Origin of the sequence: Lentzea atacamensis (assembly GCF_003269295.1) — a bacterium.
Lineage (GTDB): Bacteria > Actinomycetota > Actinomycetes > Mycobacteriales > Pseudonocardiaceae > Lentzea > Lentzea atacamensis.
Window position 1 is genome coordinate 553,344 of record NZ_QLTT01000006.1, and the last position, 17,030, is coordinate 570,373.

General features: G+C 68.6%; 15 protein-coding genes. 5 read left to right on the plus strand and 10 right to left on the minus strand.

All coding sequences use genetic code 11. From position 1 onward, the window contains the following. Positions 1-34: 34 nt before the first annotated feature. Positions 35-2,287 carry a helicase-associated domain-containing protein gene (locus C8D87_RS28510; RefSeq protein WP_112229009.1) on the plus strand — a complete coding sequence of 751 codons (2,253 nt, stop codon included), beginning with the start codon at positions 35-37 and terminating at the stop codon, positions 2,285-2,287. A gap of 115 nt (positions 2,288-2,402) precedes the next feature. After that, positions 2,403-2,906 (plus strand): hypothetical protein, encoded by a 504-nt coding sequence (locus tag C8D87_RS28515; protein WP_112229010.1) that lies wholly within the window; start codon positions 2,403-2,405, stop codon positions 2,904-2,906. 213 nt (positions 2,907-3,119) lie between these two features. Here the strand turns inward: C8D87_RS28515 and C8D87_RS28520 are convergent, their stop codons facing one another. The 4 genes from C8D87_RS28520 to C8D87_RS28535 are packed head-to-tail and all read right to left on the minus strand — an operon-like array spanning position 3,120 to position 8,291. After that, complete coding sequence (locus tag C8D87_RS28520; protein WP_030470877.1) at positions 3,120-3,725, minus strand: GTP-binding protein; 606 nt, start codon at positions 3,723-3,725, stop codon at positions 3,120-3,122. After that, complete coding sequence (locus C8D87_RS28525; RefSeq protein ID WP_081902482.1) at positions 3,706-4,452, minus strand: DUF742 domain-containing protein; 747 nt, start codon at positions 4,450-4,452, stop codon at positions 3,706-3,708. Before C8D87_RS28525 ends, C8D87_RS28520 begins: the two co-directional genes overlap by 20 nt. Positions 4,453-4,482: 30 nt before the next feature. Next, the gene (locus C8D87_RS28530; protein ID WP_030470879.1) at positions 4,483-4,902 is read right to left on the minus strand and encodes a roadblock/LC7 domain-containing protein; all 420 of its coding nucleotides are present in this window, start codon (positions 4,900-4,902) and stop codon (positions 4,483-4,485) included. After that, entirely contained in the window at positions 4,899-8,291 is a 3,393-nt protein-coding gene (locus tag C8D87_RS28535) for a sensor histidine kinase (protein WP_233442327.1), read from the minus strand. The genes C8D87_RS28530 and C8D87_RS28535 overlap by 4 nt, the downstream gene beginning before the upstream one ends. A 414-nt stretch (positions 8,292-8,705) precedes the next feature. Here C8D87_RS28535 and C8D87_RS28540 point away from each other — a divergent pair, with 414 nt between their 5' ends. Further along, on the plus strand, positions 8,706-9,683 hold the full coding sequence (locus tag C8D87_RS28540) for an ABC transporter substrate-binding protein (protein WP_109631635.1): 978 nt from the start codon (positions 8,706-8,708) through the stop codon (positions 9,681-9,683). A gap of 48 nt (positions 9,684-9,731) precedes the next feature. Here the strand turns inward: C8D87_RS28540 and C8D87_RS28545 are convergent, their stop codons facing one another. The 5 genes from C8D87_RS28545 to C8D87_RS28565 all read right to left on the minus strand — a co-directional run bounded on the left by C8D87_RS28545 (position 9,732) and on the right by C8D87_RS28565 (position 13,025). Beyond that, positions 9,732-10,556 (minus strand): LppU/SCO3897 family protein, encoded by an 825-nt coding sequence (locus tag C8D87_RS28545; protein ID WP_112229012.1) that lies wholly within the window; start codon positions 10,554-10,556, stop codon positions 9,732-9,734. A gap of 95 nt (positions 10,557-10,651) precedes the next feature. Then, a complete protein-coding gene (locus C8D87_RS28550; protein WP_112229013.1) occupies positions 10,652-11,203 on the minus strand; it encodes an LppU/SCO3897 family protein in 552 nt (183 codons plus the stop codon). A 117-nt stretch (positions 11,204-11,320) separates the two neighbouring features. Further along, the gene (locus tag C8D87_RS28555) at positions 11,321-11,836 is read right to left on the minus strand and encodes an LppU/SCO3897 family protein (protein ID WP_112229014.1); all 516 of its coding nucleotides are present in this window, start codon (positions 11,834-11,836) and stop codon (positions 11,321-11,323) included. Positions 11,837-11,891: 55 nt separating this feature from the next. Next, complete coding sequence (locus C8D87_RS28560; protein ID WP_112229015.1) at positions 11,892-12,374, minus strand: LppU/SCO3897 family protein; 483 nt, start codon at positions 12,372-12,374, stop codon at positions 11,892-11,894. Positions 12,375-12,443: 69 nt separating this feature from the next. Further along, the gene (locus C8D87_RS28565; RefSeq protein ID WP_109631621.1) at positions 12,444-13,025 is read right to left on the minus strand and encodes an LppU/SCO3897 family protein; all 582 of its coding nucleotides are present in this window, start codon (positions 13,023-13,025) and stop codon (positions 12,444-12,446) included. 109 nt (positions 13,026-13,134) lie between these two features. Between C8D87_RS28565 and C8D87_RS28570 the strand changes: the two genes are divergently transcribed. Then, positions 13,135-14,775: a DNA repair helicase XPB gene (locus tag C8D87_RS28570; RefSeq protein ID WP_109631617.1), complete on the plus strand. Its 1,641-nt coding sequence runs from the start codon at positions 13,135-13,137 to the stop codon at positions 14,773-14,775. Beyond that, the gene (locus tag C8D87_RS28575; RefSeq protein ID WP_109631614.1) at positions 14,772-15,200 is read left to right on the plus strand and encodes a hypothetical protein; all 429 of its coding nucleotides are present in this window, start codon (positions 14,772-14,774) and stop codon (positions 15,198-15,200) included. The genes C8D87_RS28570 and C8D87_RS28575 overlap by 4 nt, the downstream gene beginning before the upstream one ends. 250 nt (positions 15,201-15,450) lie before the next feature. Here C8D87_RS28575 and C8D87_RS28580 read toward each other — a convergent pair whose 3' ends face one another. Continuing rightward, complete coding sequence (locus C8D87_RS28580) at positions 15,451-16,962, minus strand: trypsin-like serine protease (protein WP_112229016.1); 1,512 nt, start codon at positions 16,960-16,962, stop codon at positions 15,451-15,453. Positions 16,963-17,030 lie beyond the last annotated feature (68 nt).

Here is a 17,030-nt window from a genome sequence, read left to right on the forward strand (position 1 = left end):
TCGCAGCTCAACCGACCCATATACCGTGGTGAGAATGTCCGGCATCACTCTCGCCGACTGGCTGCGCGCCCAGGACGACGCCGCTCTGGTGGCACTGCTGCGCGCGCGTCCTGACCTGGCAACGCCCCCACCTGCCGATATGTCCGTGCTCGCGACACGGGTCGGCACCAGGGCGTCGATCGCGCGCGCCTGCGAGGACCTCGACACGTTCACGCTCGCCGTGCTCGAAGGCCTGGTGGTGCAGGGCGCGGACACCGAGCCCGTGGCGTTGGCCACACTCGCCGGGCTGCTCGGACCGGACGTGAAGCCCAAGCCGCTCAAGCAGGCCGTGACCAAGCTGAAGTCCCTCGCGCTCGTGTGGGGCGAGGACGACGGTTTGTCGGTCCCTCCGGTCACGCGGGAGGCGTTCGGCACGTATCCCGGCGGCCTGGGCCGGGCGACCGGGCAGACGTACGACATCCAGGGCATCACCGAGGGCGAGCAGCGGGTCCTGCAGAAACTCGCCGCCGGGCCGCCCATCGGCGACACCAAGGACGCCTCACGCGTCGTGCCGCTGGAGAAGGCGGAGACGCCCGTGCAACGGCTCCTCGCACGCAACCTGCTGCTGCGACGCGATCCTGGCACCGTTGAACTGCCACGAGAGATCGCGCTGCAACTGCGCGGTGAACGCCCACTCGGACCGATCCAGGTCACCGAGCCGAAGCCGAAGACGAGCACCCTCCAGCAGACCAGCATCGACGCGACGGGCGGCGGCGAGGCGCTCGAGCTCGTCCGGCACGTGGAGAACCTGATCGCGGGCTGGTCGGCCGAGCCGCCACCGGTGCTGCGGACCGGCGGGCTGGGCGTGCGCGAGCTCCGCAAGGTCGCCAAGGACCTCGACGTCGACGAACGCCGTGCCGCCCTGCTGATCGAGCTGGTGGTCGGCGCCGACCTGGCCGCGAACACCGAGGCCGCCGAACCGGAGTGGGTGCCGACGACCAAGGCCGACGTGTGGCTCGCCGCGACCGCCGAGGTCCGCTGGGCCACCATCGCGCACGCCTGGCTGGAGCTGCCGAGGCTGCCGGCGCTGGTCGGCCGCCGCGACGAGAAGGACAGGCTCTTCACGCCGCTCGCGGACGAGATCCGCCGCGTCCAGGCGCCCCGCGACCGCCGGTGGGTCCTCGAGACGCTCGCCGCGTTCCCCAAGGGCACGGCCATCGCGGACCCGGCCGACCTCGCCGCGTTGCTCGGCTGGCGGGCCCCGCGCCGCGGCGGGCGGCAGCGCGACGAGCTGGTGCGCTGGACCGTCGAGGAAGGCAGCGCGGTCGGTGTGCTCGCCCTCGGCGCGATCACCAGCGCGGGCCGCGTGCTGCTCGACGAGGGCCCCGGCCACGCGGCCAAGTCGCTCGGGGACGCGTTGCCGGCGCCGCTCGACCACGTGCTGGTGCAGGCCGACCTCACCGTCGTCGCGCCCGGCAGGCTCGAACCCGAGCTCGCGGACGAGATGGCACTCGTCGCGGACGTCGAGTCGGCTGGCAGCGCGACGGTCTACCGGATCAGCGAGACCACGGTCCGCCGTGCGCTCGACTCCGGACGCAGCGCCGACGAGCTGCACGAACTCTTCAAGATCCGCTCGCGCACTCCCGTACCGCAGTCGTTGACCTACCTGATCGACGACGCCGCGCGGCGCCACGGGCGGTTGCGCGGCGGTTCCGCCGGCTCGTTCCTGCGGTGCGACGACTCCGTCCTGATCAGCGAGGTCCTCGCGCACCCGGAAGCCACACGGCTGGAACTGCGCCGGATCGCGCCGACCGTGCTGGTCAGCCCGTTGCCGCTGGCCGACGTGCTGGACGGGCTGCGCTCCGCCGGGTTCGCCCCGGCGGCGGAGGGACCAGACGGCCAGGTCCTCGACCTGCGGCCAGGCGGACGCAGGACCACGCCGCGGCAGCGGTCAGCGCGCAAAGTCGTGTCACCCACCGTGCCCGCCGACGAGCGGTTGGGGGAACTCGTCCGGCTGGTGCGGGCGGGTGATCGTGCCGCCGCGACACCACGGGGTGAACGGGTGGCGGTCCCAGGGCACCTCGGCGCCGGGCCGTCCGCCACCCTGTCGTTGCTCCAGCAGGCAGCACGGGCGCGACGGAGAGTGCTCGTCGGGTTCGTCGACTCCCACGGCACGGCCGCACAGCGCGTCATCGAGCCGCACGTGGTCGGCGGAGGCGTCCTCGAGGGCTACGACCACAGCTACGGAGAGGTGCTCAGGTTCCCTCTTCATCGCGTCACATCCGCCGCATTGGTGGACGAGGACTGACGGTCGGTCATCCCGGACGAACCGCACGTCCACCCTTGCGTGTGCCCGCCGCGACCTAGCGTCGAGTGGCGTGAGCGTTTCACGACGCTCCGTCGACGACGGAGGAGCAGCGCGAATGGCCATCACACGGTGGGCGCGCAGAGCGGTCCTCACCGCGACGGCATTGACGTTCGCCTTGCCGTTCTCACCAGGAACAGCACAGGCCGACCCGATCATCGAGGCCCTCGGGGACAACAACGTCAACGTGACCGTTGGTGCCTACAACAACAACGTGAACTCGATCCTGGTCAGCCTGAGTGCGGGCGTGGGCCTCAACACCGGCAGCGGTATCCCCCTCGGCACCAACGAGGGCATCCAGCTCGCGCTGGACATCGCCCACGCGTCGGTGTGGGCTGATGCGGGGGTCGGCGTTCCGTTCACGAACATCGCGGCGACGGTCGGCGCACCGGCGGTGGCCGTCGCAGCGCCGCAGGCCGAGGTGGCAGCACCTCCGGCGCCCGAGGTGGCACCGGCGTTCGAAGCCGCCGTCACGATCACCGACGACACGGCCACAGCGGCCGACCAGCCCAAGGGTGACGAGGAAGAGGACAGCCCCGAGGAAGTCGAACCGTCGGGCTGACCCAACATCACCGCGCTGGGAATCCTCAGCGTCTGCCTGTTGCCGAACTGGTCCAGCTGCACATCTGATCCGAAGCTGACGCCGTGATGCCGGAGGACGCCACGACGACGACACTCGACACCTGATCAGACCGCAACGACGAGGCGAGCGCCGCACCCGAAGGTGGCGCTCGCCTCGTCGTTCACGTCTCTGCGGTTGTCCCGGTGAGAAAGGTCAGCCGGCGCGGACGGACATCCACTGGCGCATGGCGTGCTCGACCAGTGTGATGAGCGTCTGCTTCGTCGACTGCCGGTTGCGCGCGTCGCACGTCACGATCGGCACGGACTCGTCGATCGTCAACGCCTCACGCACGTCCTCCAGCCTGTGGTGGAGGAGGCCGTCGAAGCAGTTGACGCCGACGACGTACGGCAGCTGCCGGTCGTCGAAGAAGTCGATCGAGGCGAACGCGTCGGCCAGGCGGCGGGTGTCGACCAGCACGATGGCGCCGATGGCACCCCGCACGAGGTCGTCCCACATGAACCAGAACCGGTGCTGACCCGGTGTACCGAAGAGGTACAGGATCAGGTCGCTGTCGAGCGACACGCGGCCGAAGTCCATCGCGACCGTCGTGGTGACCTTGTTCGGCGTGGCGGAGAGGTCGTCCACCCCCGCGCTGGCCTCGGTCATCACCGCCTCGGTGGTCAACGGGACGATCTCGGACACCGAGCCGACGAACGTCGTCTTGCCCACACCGAAGCCACCCGCCACCACGATCTTGGCAGACGTCGTCGGCTTCCGTGCGCCCTCGGCGCCCTGGGGACTAGAGCCTGCGAAGCCCACTGAGCACCCTCTCCAGGAATTCCATGGAAGGCCGGTCCCCCACGACCAGACCGCCCTGGTGAATCAAAACCAATCCCATGCTTGCCATGTCGCCGATCAACACCCGCACGACGCCAAGAGGCAAGCGTAGGAGTGCCGCGACCTCGGCCACCGACCGCGTGTCCACACACAGCCCGCAGATCGACCTGTGCTCGGGAAGCACCGCGGCGTCCCGTTCGAGGCCACGCTCGCTGGTTGAGATCAACGCCTCGATCGCCAGGTCGTAGTCGGGTCGTGTGCGTCCACCGGTGCGCGTGTACGGCCGCACCAGTGAACCCGAGTCCGCAGAAGAAGTTTCCTCCGGACGCACAGCAGGCTGCGCGCCGGTGCTGTACACCGGCTGCGGCCCGGTGGTGTACGGCAGCTGTTCCGGCACCGCGTCCGGCATCTCGTGCTGGCCGAAGAGGTCCGCACCCGGGCCACCGAACAACCCGGTGCCGTACCCGTCGATGTCGAACCGGTTCGGCACGTCGTCGTACGGATACGACGACGAGTCATCCACCTCACGCTGAGACATATCGCCTAGCCCTTGCCCTGTAACCCGCTCATCGTGGGGTGCGTCCTCGGCTTCCTCTGGTTCTTGGGGTATCGCATCAGGCTCGTCGAACTGGAACCCACCAGCGGCCCACTCCTGGTAGTTGAAGTTCCTACCGAAGCCTCGGCCTCTAGCGCCAGATCTTCCAGCCATCTCTTCTCACCCCTGAACTTCAAGTGAGGTCTAGCGACGGACCACACCCTGAAGCTGCGCGCGCAGCTCAGGGGTGAGTTGTTGACCGACTCTCTCCACCAAAAGCGTCATCTCGTAGGCCACCAGACCGATGTCACAGTTTGGTGCCGCGAGGACAGCGAGGCACGAGCCGTCGCTGATCGACATGAGGAACAGGTAACCCCGCTCCATCTCGACGACGGTCTGGTTGACCCCGCCTGCCTCGAAGCAGCGGGCAGCACCCTGTGTGAGGCTGACCAGCCCGGACGCGACGGCGGAGAGCTGCTCTGCACGGTCCCGGGGCAGGCCCTGGGACCCCGCGAGCAACAGCCCGTCCGCGGACACCACGACGGAATGTGCCACGCCGGGCACCCTCCGCACGAAGTCGGTGATAAGCCAACCAAAGCTGCCTGGCTGCGCTGCGGTCGTCACTCCTGCTCCTCGTTCTGCCGGCTCGACTGGTCACCAGCGTATGCCTCGATCAATGCGTGCCGGCCTCGCCGGACACCGCTCTGAAGGCTCGACATCCGTCCGCGCACCGCGTCAGCGGAGCGGGGCGGCAGCGGGGGCCGCTGCGCTGTTTGTGTCACGGCCTGCGGCTTGGGTGCTGCAGATCCTGGCACGAGTTGAGCCTTTGGTGTCCGTTTCGGCAATCCTGCCGCTGTCTTCGACTCCGGCGTCTTGTTCAACAACGCCTGAGCCGCCTGCCATCCCTCGTCGGCAGGCGATTGCCAAGCCGACTCGGAAGTGGGTGCCGCCGCTGGAGTCTCCTCCACAACGGGCTCCGGTTCCACAACTCGCTCCTGCTCGGCGGGTGCGATCACTTCTTCCTCGACCGCCGGCTGGACCTTCGCGCGCGGCTTGCGCACGGGAAGACCAGCGGCCGACGTGGTGGTGGGTGCCACCGCCGGGACAGGCTTGCGGGTACGGGTCGGGAGCTCCGGCTCCGGCCCGTCCGACAACGGAGGGGTCGTGGGCGGCTCGTCGATGTACTCGACCGCGCCCTTCTCGCCCTTGTCGACGCTGCCGGGAGTGGGCTCGACGCGTCCGTTGGTTTCGGCGGGAGCGTCGTTCTCAGCGGCCGCGGGGACCGGCTGAGCCGCGGAGGCGGACGTCTCGCTGCCGACGGCCTGGAACCACTGCGACAGGACCGCCTCGTAGATCGGCAGGCGCTCCGTCGGGGCGTCCAGATCGTGCTCGATCTGCTTGCGCGAGGCTTCCGAGGTGCCGTTGCGGTGAGCCATGCCCAGCTCGACGTGGCCCTGGTCGACCGAGGCGCGCGACACACCGTTGCTCGAGGCCGGTTCGTCGTCGATCGGAGGAATCGGTACGAACTGGGTGGTCTCGTAGCCGGGCTCGAAGGAGATCTCCCCTTCTTCCTCCTGACGGTCCTCGTAGGCCGTGAAGAGGGTCGGCTCGCCGAAGGAGCCCTCGGGCTCGACGGCCGCCAGCTGGTCGCGCCGCCAGCGCTCGGACGGCGTCGAGTCCTCGATCGGCGTCTCGCTGTAGACGGGCACCGCCGTCGCGCCCGCACCGGTGTCGGTGAGCGCGCTCGGGACGAAGCTGACCGGGATGCTCGGGCTCGACTCGTCGATCCTCGGCACGGAGCCGGTGGCACCGCCGAAGGCACCCGCGATACCGCTGGCCCTGGTGGCCGTGGTGCCGATCTCGGTGGTGTGCTCGGACGCTGAGGGCGCCGAGGGAGGCTGCATGCCGAACGCGCCCGCGATACCGGAACCGGACGGCGGGGTCGACGGAGCGGAGCCCGGCGTCGCGATGAGCGTCTCCGGCACGATCACCAGTGCCGTCGTGCCGCCCTCGATGTCCTCGTTGCCGCGCAGGCGGACCTTGATGTCGTGGCGCTTGGCGAGCCGCGCGACCACGTACAGGCCCATTCGGCGGGAGACGGCGACGTCGACGTCCGGCGGGTCGGCCAGACGCTCGTTGGCGTCGAGGATCTCCTGGTCGCCCATGCCCACGCCGCGGTCCTGGATCTCGATCGCCAGCTCGCCCTTGCGGGTCTTGGCCGTGCGAACGGTGACCTTGGTGACCGGGTCGGAGAACGCCGTGGCGTTGTCCAGCAGCTCGGCGATGAGGTGCACGAGGTCGTTGACCGCGCGGCCCTGGACGGTGAGGTCCGGGGTCTGGCCGACCTGCACGCGGGCGTACTGCTCGACCTCGGAGACCGCGGCGCCGAGGACCTCGGCGGCCGGGACGGGCCGGGTCAGGCGCCGCGAGAGGTCCGTGCCCGAGAGAACCAGCAGGTTCTCCGAGTTGCGGCGCATCCGCGTCGCGAGGTGGTCCAGCTCGAACAGCGAGGCCAGCTGGTCCGGGTCCTGCTCGTCCTGCTCCAGCCGGTCGATCAGGTTCAGCTGGCGTTCGACCAGCGCCTGCGAACGGCGCGACAGGTTGACGAACATCGCGTTGACGTTGTCACGCAGGAGGGCCTGCTGGGCGGCCAGTCGCACCGCTTCACCGTGCACCGCGTCGAACGCGCGCGCCACCTGACCGACCTCTTCACGCGTGTGCACCGGCACCGGCTCGACGGCGGTCTTGGCCGCGTCCTCCGGGTTCGGGTCCGCGAGGATGCGCTCGACCGCGTCCGGCAGACCGTGGTCGGCCACGTCCAGAGCGGCGCGGCGCAGCGTGCGCAGCGGGTTGAGGATCGAGCGGGCGACGAACAGCGCCATGAGCAAGGCGAGCGCGAGGACCGCGAGCACGATGCCGGACTGGATGTAGGCACTGCGGCGGGCATCGCCGGCGGCCACGTCCGTCTGGTTCTGCAGCTGCTCGACCAGCAGGTTCTCGACGTCGCGGGTCAGGTTGACCGTCAGCGTGGCGGCGATGTCCCACTTCTCGGACGTCAGCTGGCTGAAGTCCTTCTTGCCGGTGGCGGCCTGCTGGTTGATCGCCGATTCCTGCATGTCGTTCGCGGTGTCGACGATGAGGCCGGTGACGGTGTCGTCGTAGATCTTGGCCTGTTCCGGCGTCGCGGACTTGCGGAAGTCGTTGCGGGCCGCTTCGAGCTCGGCGTCCGCCGCCTGCAGGGCACGCAGCTGGGACGGCGTGAACGCCTTGCGCTGGAAGACGTCGAGGAGAATCGCCCGCTTGAGCGACTCCTGCTCCTTGATGCGCGCGATGGCGTTCGTCGTCAGGTGCAGTCGCACCAGCTCGGGGTCGTTGATCTCGGAGATCGTCTGCTCACCGAGGCCGATGAGCGTCTCGATGGACTCCGAGTAGGTGCGCTGGACCGCCTCGGCGGGATACTGCGTGTCGCGCACCGAGTTGCGGAGGCTGTTCAGGCGGTTGAGCTGGTTGAACGCGACCTGGAAGCGCTCGACGGCAGCCGGGTTCAGGTCGGCGCTGAGCTCGGCGATCTTGTTGCTGAACGCCTCGCTGGTGTCGTTGACGCGGCGCAGCTGGCGCTCGAGGACGACGCGGTCGACCTTCTTGTTCGACGCGACGTAGCTGACCGACAGGTCTCGTTCGCGCTGCAGCTGCTGCACCAGGTCCGCGACGGCTGTTTCCAGGCGGATCTGGTTCGCGAGGTTGTTGAACTCCGTCGCTGCCTGGAGGTCACTGCGCACCCGCAGACCACCCAGGGCGAGCGCACAGACCGTCGGGATGAGCAGAACGGCGAGCAGCTTCGTGCGCAACCGCCAGTTGCGCAGCCGCCACCCCGCGGATCGGGCAGGTCCTGATCCTGGGCCGGCTCCGGTGTCGGCCTTCACCACGTCCGGTGTCGCCGTCACGGTGCCGTTACCCAGCGCAGCCAGTCCGTCACCCGATTCGGGCCTTTCGGAGCGTGTGGTGTCACCCACGCCAAACTGGCTGGGACCTCTCTCACGTCGGGCCACTCTGGGCTTCCTCTTCCAGCAGCAGTGTCCCGGTCTCTCCCCAGGACCGAGCATGGACTCGTCAAACGGGCCGAATTGCAGCACAGAGGTCGTTCGCCCGGTGAGGCGCCCTACCTCGTTCTGAAGACACGTCGGTCTACTGCGACCTGTGCCACCCGGCGGGGAGCGTAATGGCCACCCCCTCCTCGGGGGAAGTCTCCAGAAGCACTCACCGTATCGAGACGGGGTGTCCTTTCATACGTTCAGGTGGTTAACATCCCCGGTCGTCGGCATGCCTCATGTCCGTCCGAACGCCCAGTTGGGGCTGCGGACGACCTGGTCTGTGGCGACACTCACTGATCATTTGATGCTACTCAAGGCCTACCGGCGAGAGGTGCCATGGCTACCCGAGCCAAAGCTCTGCGGCTTGCCGCAGTGCTCATCACGTGCGTTCTGACCGCGAGCTGCAGCCTGTTCGGAAGTTCGTCGAACAACGGCGCATCGGACGTGGAACGCAACACCCTGCGCATCGGCGTGCTGCCTGTCGTCGACGTGGCCCCGCTGCGGATCGCGCTGAACGAGAAGCTGTTCGAGAAGGCCGGTCTGCAGGTCAGCCTGGTCACCCAGCCCAGCGAGGCCGAGGCCATCAAACAGCTGGACACCACGCTCGACATCACGTGGGCCACTCACGTCAGCCTCTTCCGCTCGGTCGCCGAAGGCACCGAACTCCAGCTCCAGGGCGAGGCCTACCAAGCGGGTCCGAACTCGATGGCTCTGGTCACGAATGCCGGGTCGGACTACGACGACCCCGGCAAGAAGGCGGCGCCGACCATCGCGGTGAACAGCGAGACCGACATCGGCGCGCTGACCACGCGTGCCGTGCTGGACACCGCCGCGGTCGAGAAGCAGCGCATCAAGTTCCGGTCGATGCCGTTCGCCGAGATGGAGGACGCGCTGAAGGCCGGCCAGGTCGACGCGGCGTTCATGATCGAGCCCTTCATCACGAAGTCGCAGCGCAACATCGGCGCGAAGATCCTCACCGACACCGCGCGCGGCCCGACACTGGACTTCCCGATGTCCGGCTACGCGTCGTCGAAGAAGTTCGCCGAGGCGAACCCGAAGACCCTCAAGGTCTTCCGGGACGTGCTGCGCCAGGCCCAGCAGCGCGCGCAGGCCAACAAGCTCGCCGTGCAGGACTCGCTGACCAGCTACGCGGACGTCGACCAGCCCACCGCGGCGCTCGTGTCCGTGGGCACGTTCCCGCTGTCGCTGAACCCGATCCGGCTCCAGCGGGTCGCCGACATGATGGACACCGAGGACGTGCTGTCCGGTCGTCTGGACGTGCAGCAGCTTTTGCCGCCGGGCACGACGAATTAGTTGCTACTGGACATGAAAAAGGCGGGCCGTTTCGGCGGCCCGCCTTTTTCAGTTCCCGCCCGCCGCACTCACGCAGTAGGTGATTCCCGGCGCGGGCTCGGTGTAGGAGATGGGCTTGGCGACCCCACTGCATTCGGCAGTCGCCGCCTTGACGACCTTTTCGACTTTGAAGACCTTCTGGACGGCGAACTCGTTGCCGCCCTTCGAGCAGTCGACGACCTTCATGCCCTCCATGTTCATCTTCACGAGCTCTTCCTCGTAGCACTTGCCCTCTTCGAGCTTCTCGACCAGGCAGAGCTTCAGCGAGGAGCGGCGCCGGCCGGACTCGGTGTACTCCGCGTAGTCCTCGCTCGGGCAGGCTTCGGAGGTGCTGTTCATGGCCTTGGCGATGAAGTAGTTCGCCTCGGGCGAGGTGCAGTCGACCTTCTTGTACTTCGGGCTGATCGTGGTGCCCGTGACGCTCGCGCAGTCACCCGCCTTGGCCGACGGCTCGGTGATGCTGCCGAGGCCACCGCTGATGAGCGACTTCACGAGGATGACACCGCCCGCGACCAGCACGAACGCGACGATCGAACCGATGATCTTGCCGGCGGCGCTTTTCTTGGGCGGCGGCGGGCCGTACGGCATCGGCTGGCCCATGGGCTGGCCCGGCGGCATCTGGCCGGGAGGCGGGCCGTACGGGTTCGGCTGACCCATCGGCTGCCCCATCGGCTGGCCGGGCTGCGGCTGGGCGTAGGGATCGCCGGGGTAACCCGGCTGGGGCGAGCCCTGCGGCGGCGTGTACGGCTGCGGCTGACCGTAGGGCTGCTGCGGCTGGCCACCGGGAGGCGGACCGTAGGGCCCTGGCTGCTGCGGGTAGTTGGGGGTGGTCACTGGTTTCCTCTCCGATGGGTCAAGCGAAGAACAGCGAAACCGGAGCCGCATGCCACGACTCCGGTTCCACTAGGTCGAACACTCGCGCAGGTCTGTTACGCGGGAAGACCGACGCAGTAGTTCAGCTTCAGCTCGGGATACGTCAGCGCCTGCTCGCCCTCGGCACACTGCGGCGCGGCGGCGTCCTTCACGACCTTGCTCACCTTGAACACCTTGCCGCCCGAGCACTCGACGGCCTTGACGTCCATGGCGGTCGTCGAGTCGCTGTAGCACTTGCCCTCGGCGTACACCGGAGCGATGCACAGCTTGGTCTTGGGACCGCGGCGCGCGCTCTGGGTGAGCTCCGAGTAGGAGTCGTTGCCACAGCTCTCGTTGAGAGCCAGGGACTTGCCGATGGTGTAGGTCGCCTCGGCGGACGCGCAGTCGACGGCCTTGTACTGCGGGCTGCTCGTCGTCCCGGTCACGCTCGCGCAGTCGCCGACCTTGGCCTGGGCGACATCGCTGGTGAAGTAGTTGAACGCGTAGATACCCGCACCGACGACGATCAGGCCGACGATGTAGGTCAGGATGCGCTTCCCGATGCTCGCCTTCTTGGGCGCGGGTGCCTGCTCCTGGGCAGGTGCGGGCGCGACTGGCTCAGTGCTCATTGATTCCTGCTTCCGATTACCCCAAGTGGCCCATGCCCCCCGACAACGGCCGGAGGAGAGGTTGCCATGCGGGGATGGAATCCGCTCGCGCTTTGCGGAAACGTTACGGCCGGTTCGTCACCGGCTCCGGCGGAGGCAGTACGTCAGCTTGACCTCGGGGTATTTCCTGGTCTGTTCACCGGCCGCGCACGACGGCGCCGGCACGTCCCTGCTGACCCTCGTGACCTTGAAGGCGTTCTGGTCACCGCAGTCGACGACCTCGATGTCGTAGCCCGGCTGCGCACCGAGATAGCACTCGCCCTCGGCGTACAGCGGGACGAGGCAGAACCGGATCTCCGGATCCATTGCCCGCACGGGCACCCAGCTCAGGTCCTCGCTGTTGGGGCAGGCCTGCGACGTGGCCACGGTGCTCGCGGCCATGTAGTTCGCGCTGGACTCCGAGCAGTCGACGGCGTGGTAGCGGCCCTGGCCGGTGTGGCCCGTGAGGTGGGCGCAGTCGCCCTGCTTCGGCGGCTGGACCGGGGTCAGGAACTCGGAGATCCCGTAGATCACGACGGCGGCGACGAGCAGCGTGGCCGAGTAGGTGAGGATCTGCTTCCACGGGCTCGCCTCGGACGCGGCCTCCTCGTTCATCACGCCGCAGAGGCTCCCACGTGGACGGACGCGAGCGGCGCGCTTTACCCGAAGATCACTGCTGGCGGTCGCCGCGCTCCAGGCAGAAGGTGACGGCGGGTTCCGGGAAGACCGCCGCACGCGCGTCTCCGCAGGCGGCGCGGTCGGGCTTGCCGCTCAGCACCTTGCCGACCTTCACCGAGTCCTTCGTGGAGCAGTCGACCTTGGTGATGCCGCTGTCGGGATCCTGGCCGTAGCAGGCGCCCTCGACGAAGTTCGGCATGAGGCAGAGCGTGGACTCACCCGTGTACGTCGAGTAGTCCATGCCACCGGTCGGGCACTTGTCCTCGTTCCACTGCAGGATCTTGGCGATCTTGACGGTGGCCTGCTCCGAGGCGCAGTCGAGCGCCTGGTACTTCGGGTTGTCTGCCGAGCCGGAGATGCGCGCGCAGTCGCCCACCCGAGCCGTCTTCGCCACGTCGCCGAGCTGGTTCAGCACGAAGCCGCCGAGCAGAACGAGCGCGAGGACAACGGCGATACCCAGGCCGGCCTTCTTCATGGCCTGGGTATCGGCGCCGGGCGGTGATCAACTCAACCGAGTTCACCCGGTCAGGACTGCAGGAGGGGATCAACTCCCCTCGTGCACACCCATGCAGTAGACCGAGGCCGGCTCGCTGAACCGCAGCTCGCTCGAACCCTCCGGACACACCGTGCCCTCCTCGGGCAGGCCGTCGACCTTCTTCACGATCTTCACCGGCGACTCGGTCGTGCAGTTCTCCTTCACGAAGGCGCCGTCGTCACGGGACGTGTAGCAGTTGCCCTCCGCGAGGTTCGGCATCAGGCACATCGTGTCGCCGTCGGCCTTGATCATCTCGTAGATGCCCTCTGGGCACGAGTCGTCGGCGCTGTTCAGCACCTTGGCGACCCGGTGCGTGGCGTTCGTGTCGCCGCAGCTCTTCGACGCGAGGTTCCAGTCGCCGTCGGGTTTGTCGACGTCCTTCGGCGACGCGCTGACGCAGTCGCCGACCTTGGTGCTGTTGAGCGCCGTGAACGCCCAGACACCACCGCCGACCAGGACCACCGCCAGCACGCCGACGATGACGAACTTCAACCAGTTGTTCTTCTTGGGCGACTCGTCGGTCTCGGTCTCCACGGGAGCCGGTGCCACCGTGGCCGGTGGCTCGACGGGATCAGTCGACTCGGTGCTCATGGCCGAGAAAGTACGACACGTCGTGTTGGCTGCGTGTGTCGCCTCACACTTGTCGTCGCCAGTTGACGCAGGTCGAACGCATTTGGCGTCGTCAGGGAGACTTGTACGCGTGACCGATGGCCCACTGATCGTCCAGTCGGACAAAACGCTGCTGCTCGAGGTCGACCACCCGCTCGCCGACGACGCGCGCACCTCCATCGCGCCGTTCGCCGAGCTGGAGCGCGCGCCCGAGCACGTGCACACGTATCGCGTGACGCCGCTGGCCTTGTGGAACGCCCGCGCGGCAGGCCACGACGCCGAGCAGGTGGTGGACGCGCTGGTGCGGTTCAGCCGCTACCCGGTGCCGCAGCCGTTGCTGGTCGACGTGGTCGACACGATGAGCCGGTTCGGGCGGCTGGTGCTGAGCAACAACCCGGCGCACGGGCTGGTGCTCAGCACGAACGACCGCGCGGTGCTCGAAGAGGTTCTGCGGAACAAGAAGATCGCCCCGATGTTCGGTGCGCGGATCGACGACGACACGGTCGTCGTGCATCCGAGCGAGCGCGGGCGGCTCAAGCAGCTGCTGCTCAAGGTCGGCTGGCCGGCCGAGGACCACGCCGGGTACGTCGACGGCGAGGCGCACCCGATCGAGCTGGACGAGAACGGCTGGAAGCTGCGCGACTACCAGCGGCTCGCGGCCCAGGCGTTCTGGGCGGGCGGCTCCGGCGTCGTCGTGCTGCCGTGCGGCGCGGGCAAGACGCTGGTCGGCGCGGCGGCGATGGCGGAGGCGCAGGCGACCACGCTGATCCTGGTCACGAACACCGTGGCCGGGCGGCAGTGGAAGCGCGAGCTGATCGCACGGACGTCGCTCACCGAGGAGGAGATCGGCGAGTACTCGGGTGAGCGCAAGGAGATCCGGCCGGTCACGATCGCGACGTACCAGGTGATCACCCGCAAGTCGAAGGGCGAGTACAAGCACCTGGAGCTGTTCGACTCGCGCGACTGGGGCCTGATCGTCTACGACGAGGTCCACCTGCTGCCGGCGCCGGTGTTCCGGATGACCGCCGACCTGCAGTCGCGTCGCCGCCTCGGGCTGACCGCGACCCTGGTGCGCGAGGACGGGCAGGAAGGCGACGTCTTCTCGTTGATCGGGCCGAAGCGGTACGACGTGCCGTGGCGCGACATCGAGGCGCAGGGGTGGATCGCTCCCGCCGAGTGCACCGAGGTCCGCGTGACCCTCACGGACAACGAGCGGCTGCAGTACGCGACGGCCGAGCCCGAGGAGCGCTACAAGCTCTGCTCGACCGCCAGGACGAAGATCCCGGTGGTCCGGCGGGTGCTCGACCAGCATCCCGACGAGCCTGCCCTGGTGATCGGTGCCTACCTGGACCAGCTCGACGAGCTGGGTGAGGAGCTGGACGCACCGGTGATCAAGGGATCGACGAAGAACAAGGAGCGCGAGGAACTGTTCGACAAGTTCCGCAGAGGCGAGCTGCGCACGCTCGTGGTGTCGAAGGTCGCCAACTTCTCCATCGACCTGCCGGAGGCCTCGGTCGCCATCCAGGTGTCGGGCACGTTCGGGTCGCGGCAGGAGGAGGCCCAGCGCCTCGGCCGGATCCTGCGGCCCAAGGGCGACGGCAGGCAGGCGCACTTCTACTCGGTCGTCGCCCGCGACACGCTCGACACCGAGTACGCCGCTCACCGCCAGCGGTTCCTGGCCGAGCAGGGCTACGCGTACAAGATCGTCGACGCGGACGACCTGGTCGGATGACCTTCTGGTGGATGTGGGACCCCGCGGGGACCGTGCCGGTGCGCCGGTTCCGGTCGGAGGAGTCGCTGGCCCGGTCGGCACCGGACACGCAGGTGGTCCGGTCGACCGACTTCACCTGCCCCGCGCAACGCCGGCGCGCCACGGCCGTGCGGGAGGACTTCCTGCGGGTGACCGGTGATCCGGTGCAGGTGGCCCTGGTGGAGCAGCGGCTCTGGACGCTGCTCGTGGCGCTGCGCCGGGCTCAGCCGTTGAGGGACGCGCTGGCGACCGCGGTGCCCAAGGCGGGGCGGGCGGCGCTGGTGGCCGAGCCGTCGCGCGAGCTGGCCGAGTTCGACCGGCGGTTCGACCGGTTCGCGGCGGCGTTGAACGTGCTGGTCGCCGACCCGACGCCGGAGCAGCTACGCCACACCGCCGCCCTGGAGTAGGGCCGGGCTCTCGGCGACGCCGGGCGGCAGGTGCGTGTGCCGGACCGAGCCCAGTTCCTCCGCGGGCGTGCTGGCGCTGGTGTTCACGACACCGGGTGTTGGGCGAGCTGTGGGCTGAGGCGATGGACGGGAGCGGCCGCGCGATGCGTTGCGGGTGACCGGTGCGTCCGGCCCGCAGATCGCGCTGCACGTGGTGCTCCCGGCTTCCTGATCAACCTGTCGATCAAGCTGTTCCGGTTCGACGAGATGGTCACGCACATCCTCGTGGTGCTTCTTCTCGTGGTTGTGGTCGACCAGGCTTCTGCGTTCGTGCGCAAGCGACCAGGTGTTTGACCTGCTGGCCGTAGCGGGCGCCCTGGCGCACAGTCACCGTGCCGTCCGCCGCGACCTCGCAGGGGTTGTCGGCCGTGCACTGCTCACCGTTGTCGTTGCCGGTGCTGTGCACGCCGACGACCGTGACGCCGTCGCGCAGCACCAACGGCGAGCCCGAACCGCCGTGCGACGGCTTGCACGCGGGGTCGTAGCGGTAGGCGTTGTCCTGCGTGTAGCCCTCTTCGCGCAGATGCGGGACGACGGCTTCGATCGTGCACTTGAAGCGGTTGCCGTTGCCCGACGAGATGATGTCGACCTTCTCGCCAGGACGCGCCGACCGGTCCGCGAGCCTGAAGATCTTCACGCCCTTCGCGTACAGCTGGGCGTAGGTCTGGTCGAGCCGGTACAGCGCGGTGTCGGTGCCGGACATGGTCGCGCGGACGAGGGTGGTCGTCTTCGCCTTGGCCTGGATGTAGCCCTGGCGGTCGCCGATGGTCACCGGGATCTCGATCGCGACGTCCTTCAGCGTCTGATCTGGAGCCGGGCGTTCCGGGACGCAGTGGCCGTTGGTCAGCAGGAGCGCCGGGTCGCCGAGCCTCGTGTGATCGGTCCTGACCACGGACGCGGAGCAGAAACCGGCCAGCGACGCGGCGCCTTCGAGGTTCGGCACCGGGGTGTCGGGCGGGTTGACCCTGCCGGTGACGACGTCGTCGATCCAGCCCTTGAAGTGGTGGACATCGGTGTACATGACCGGCCGGTCGTCACCGCCCGACCCGCTCACCAGCCCGGCGATCACCCAGCGGTCGCCGTCGCGGACGAGTGCGGGGCCACCGGAGTCCATGTTCGTGGCGGCGACACTGCCGTCCAGCGCTCCGATGCAGAGCTCACGATCGACGTGCATGCCGTCGCAGGCCTGCGCGGGCTGGATCACGGTGTCCGCCTCACGCAGCTTCTTCGGGTAGCACTCGGGCGCGCGGCGGTCGCACGTCATGCCCCAGCCGAGGATCCGCGTCGGCGTGCCTTCCGCCGGCCTGGCAGAAGGCAGCGTGACGGGCGCGGTCTTCGCGGGCTTCTTCAGCTTCAGCAACCCGATGTCGCCGTCCTGGACCGGGTACTGCGCGTAGGTGATGAACCGCTCGACCTCGATCACCTCGCCGCCGCTGCCCGCGTCCGTCGTGCCGAGCCGGACCGTCCAGTCCTTCGGCCTGCCGACCTGGGCGAGGCTGGGGTTGTTCCTGGTGCAGTGCCCCGCGGTGACGGCCCAGCTCGGCGCGACGAGGGTGACGCCGCAGGTGTGGCCGTCCTCGCGCGGCGAGTCGGGCCGCTGCAGCGAGCCGGAGAACGGGTAGGGCGCTGTGGCTTCGACCCCGCCGCGAATGGCGGACGCAGGGGTGACGGTGGTGATCATCGCGATGGCCGCGATGCTCATCGTCAGTAGCACTCTTCGCATGCCACAGAGGGTTTCGGTCCCGTGTGCGCGCTGGGTGATGGCTGGGCAACAACTGCGCACGGACGTCC

Coding starts and splice junctions, on each gene's coding strand:
- C8D87_RS28540 (WP_109631635.1), top strand. CDS start 8,706: ATGGCTACCCGAGCCAAAGCTCTGCGGCTTGCCGCAGTGCTCATCACG.
- C8D87_RS28555 (WP_112229014.1), bottom strand. CDS start 11,836: ATGAACGAGGAGGCCGCGTCCGAGGCGAGCCCGTGGAAGCAGATCCTC.
- C8D87_RS28565 (WP_109631621.1), bottom strand. CDS start 13,025: ATGAGCACCGAGTCGACTGATCCCGTCGAGCCACCGGCCACGGTGGCA.
- C8D87_RS28580 (WP_112229016.1), bottom strand. CDS start 16,962: ATGCGAAGAGTGCTACTGACGATGAGCATCGCGGCCATCGCGATGATC.
- C8D87_RS28550 (WP_112229013.1), bottom strand. CDS start 11,203: ATGAGCACTGAGCCAGTCGCGCCCGCACCTGCCCAGGAGCAGGCACCC.
- C8D87_RS28560 (WP_112229015.1), bottom strand. CDS start 12,374: ATGAAGAAGGCCGGCCTGGGTATCGCCGTTGTCCTCGCGCTCGTTCTG.
- C8D87_RS28575 (WP_109631614.1), top strand. CDS start 14,772: ATGACCTTCTGGTGGATGTGGGACCCCGCGGGGACCGTGCCGGTGCGC.
- C8D87_RS28525 (WP_081902482.1), bottom strand. CDS start 4,452: ATGGCTGGAAGATCTGGCGCTAGAGGCCGAGGCTTCGGTAGGAACTTC.
- C8D87_RS28515 (WP_112229010.1), top strand. CDS start 2,403: ATGGCCATCACACGGTGGGCGCGCAGAGCGGTCCTCACCGCGACGGCA.
- C8D87_RS28510 (WP_112229009.1), top strand. CDS start 35: ATGTCCGGCATCACTCTCGCCGACTGGCTGCGCGCCCAGGACGACGCC.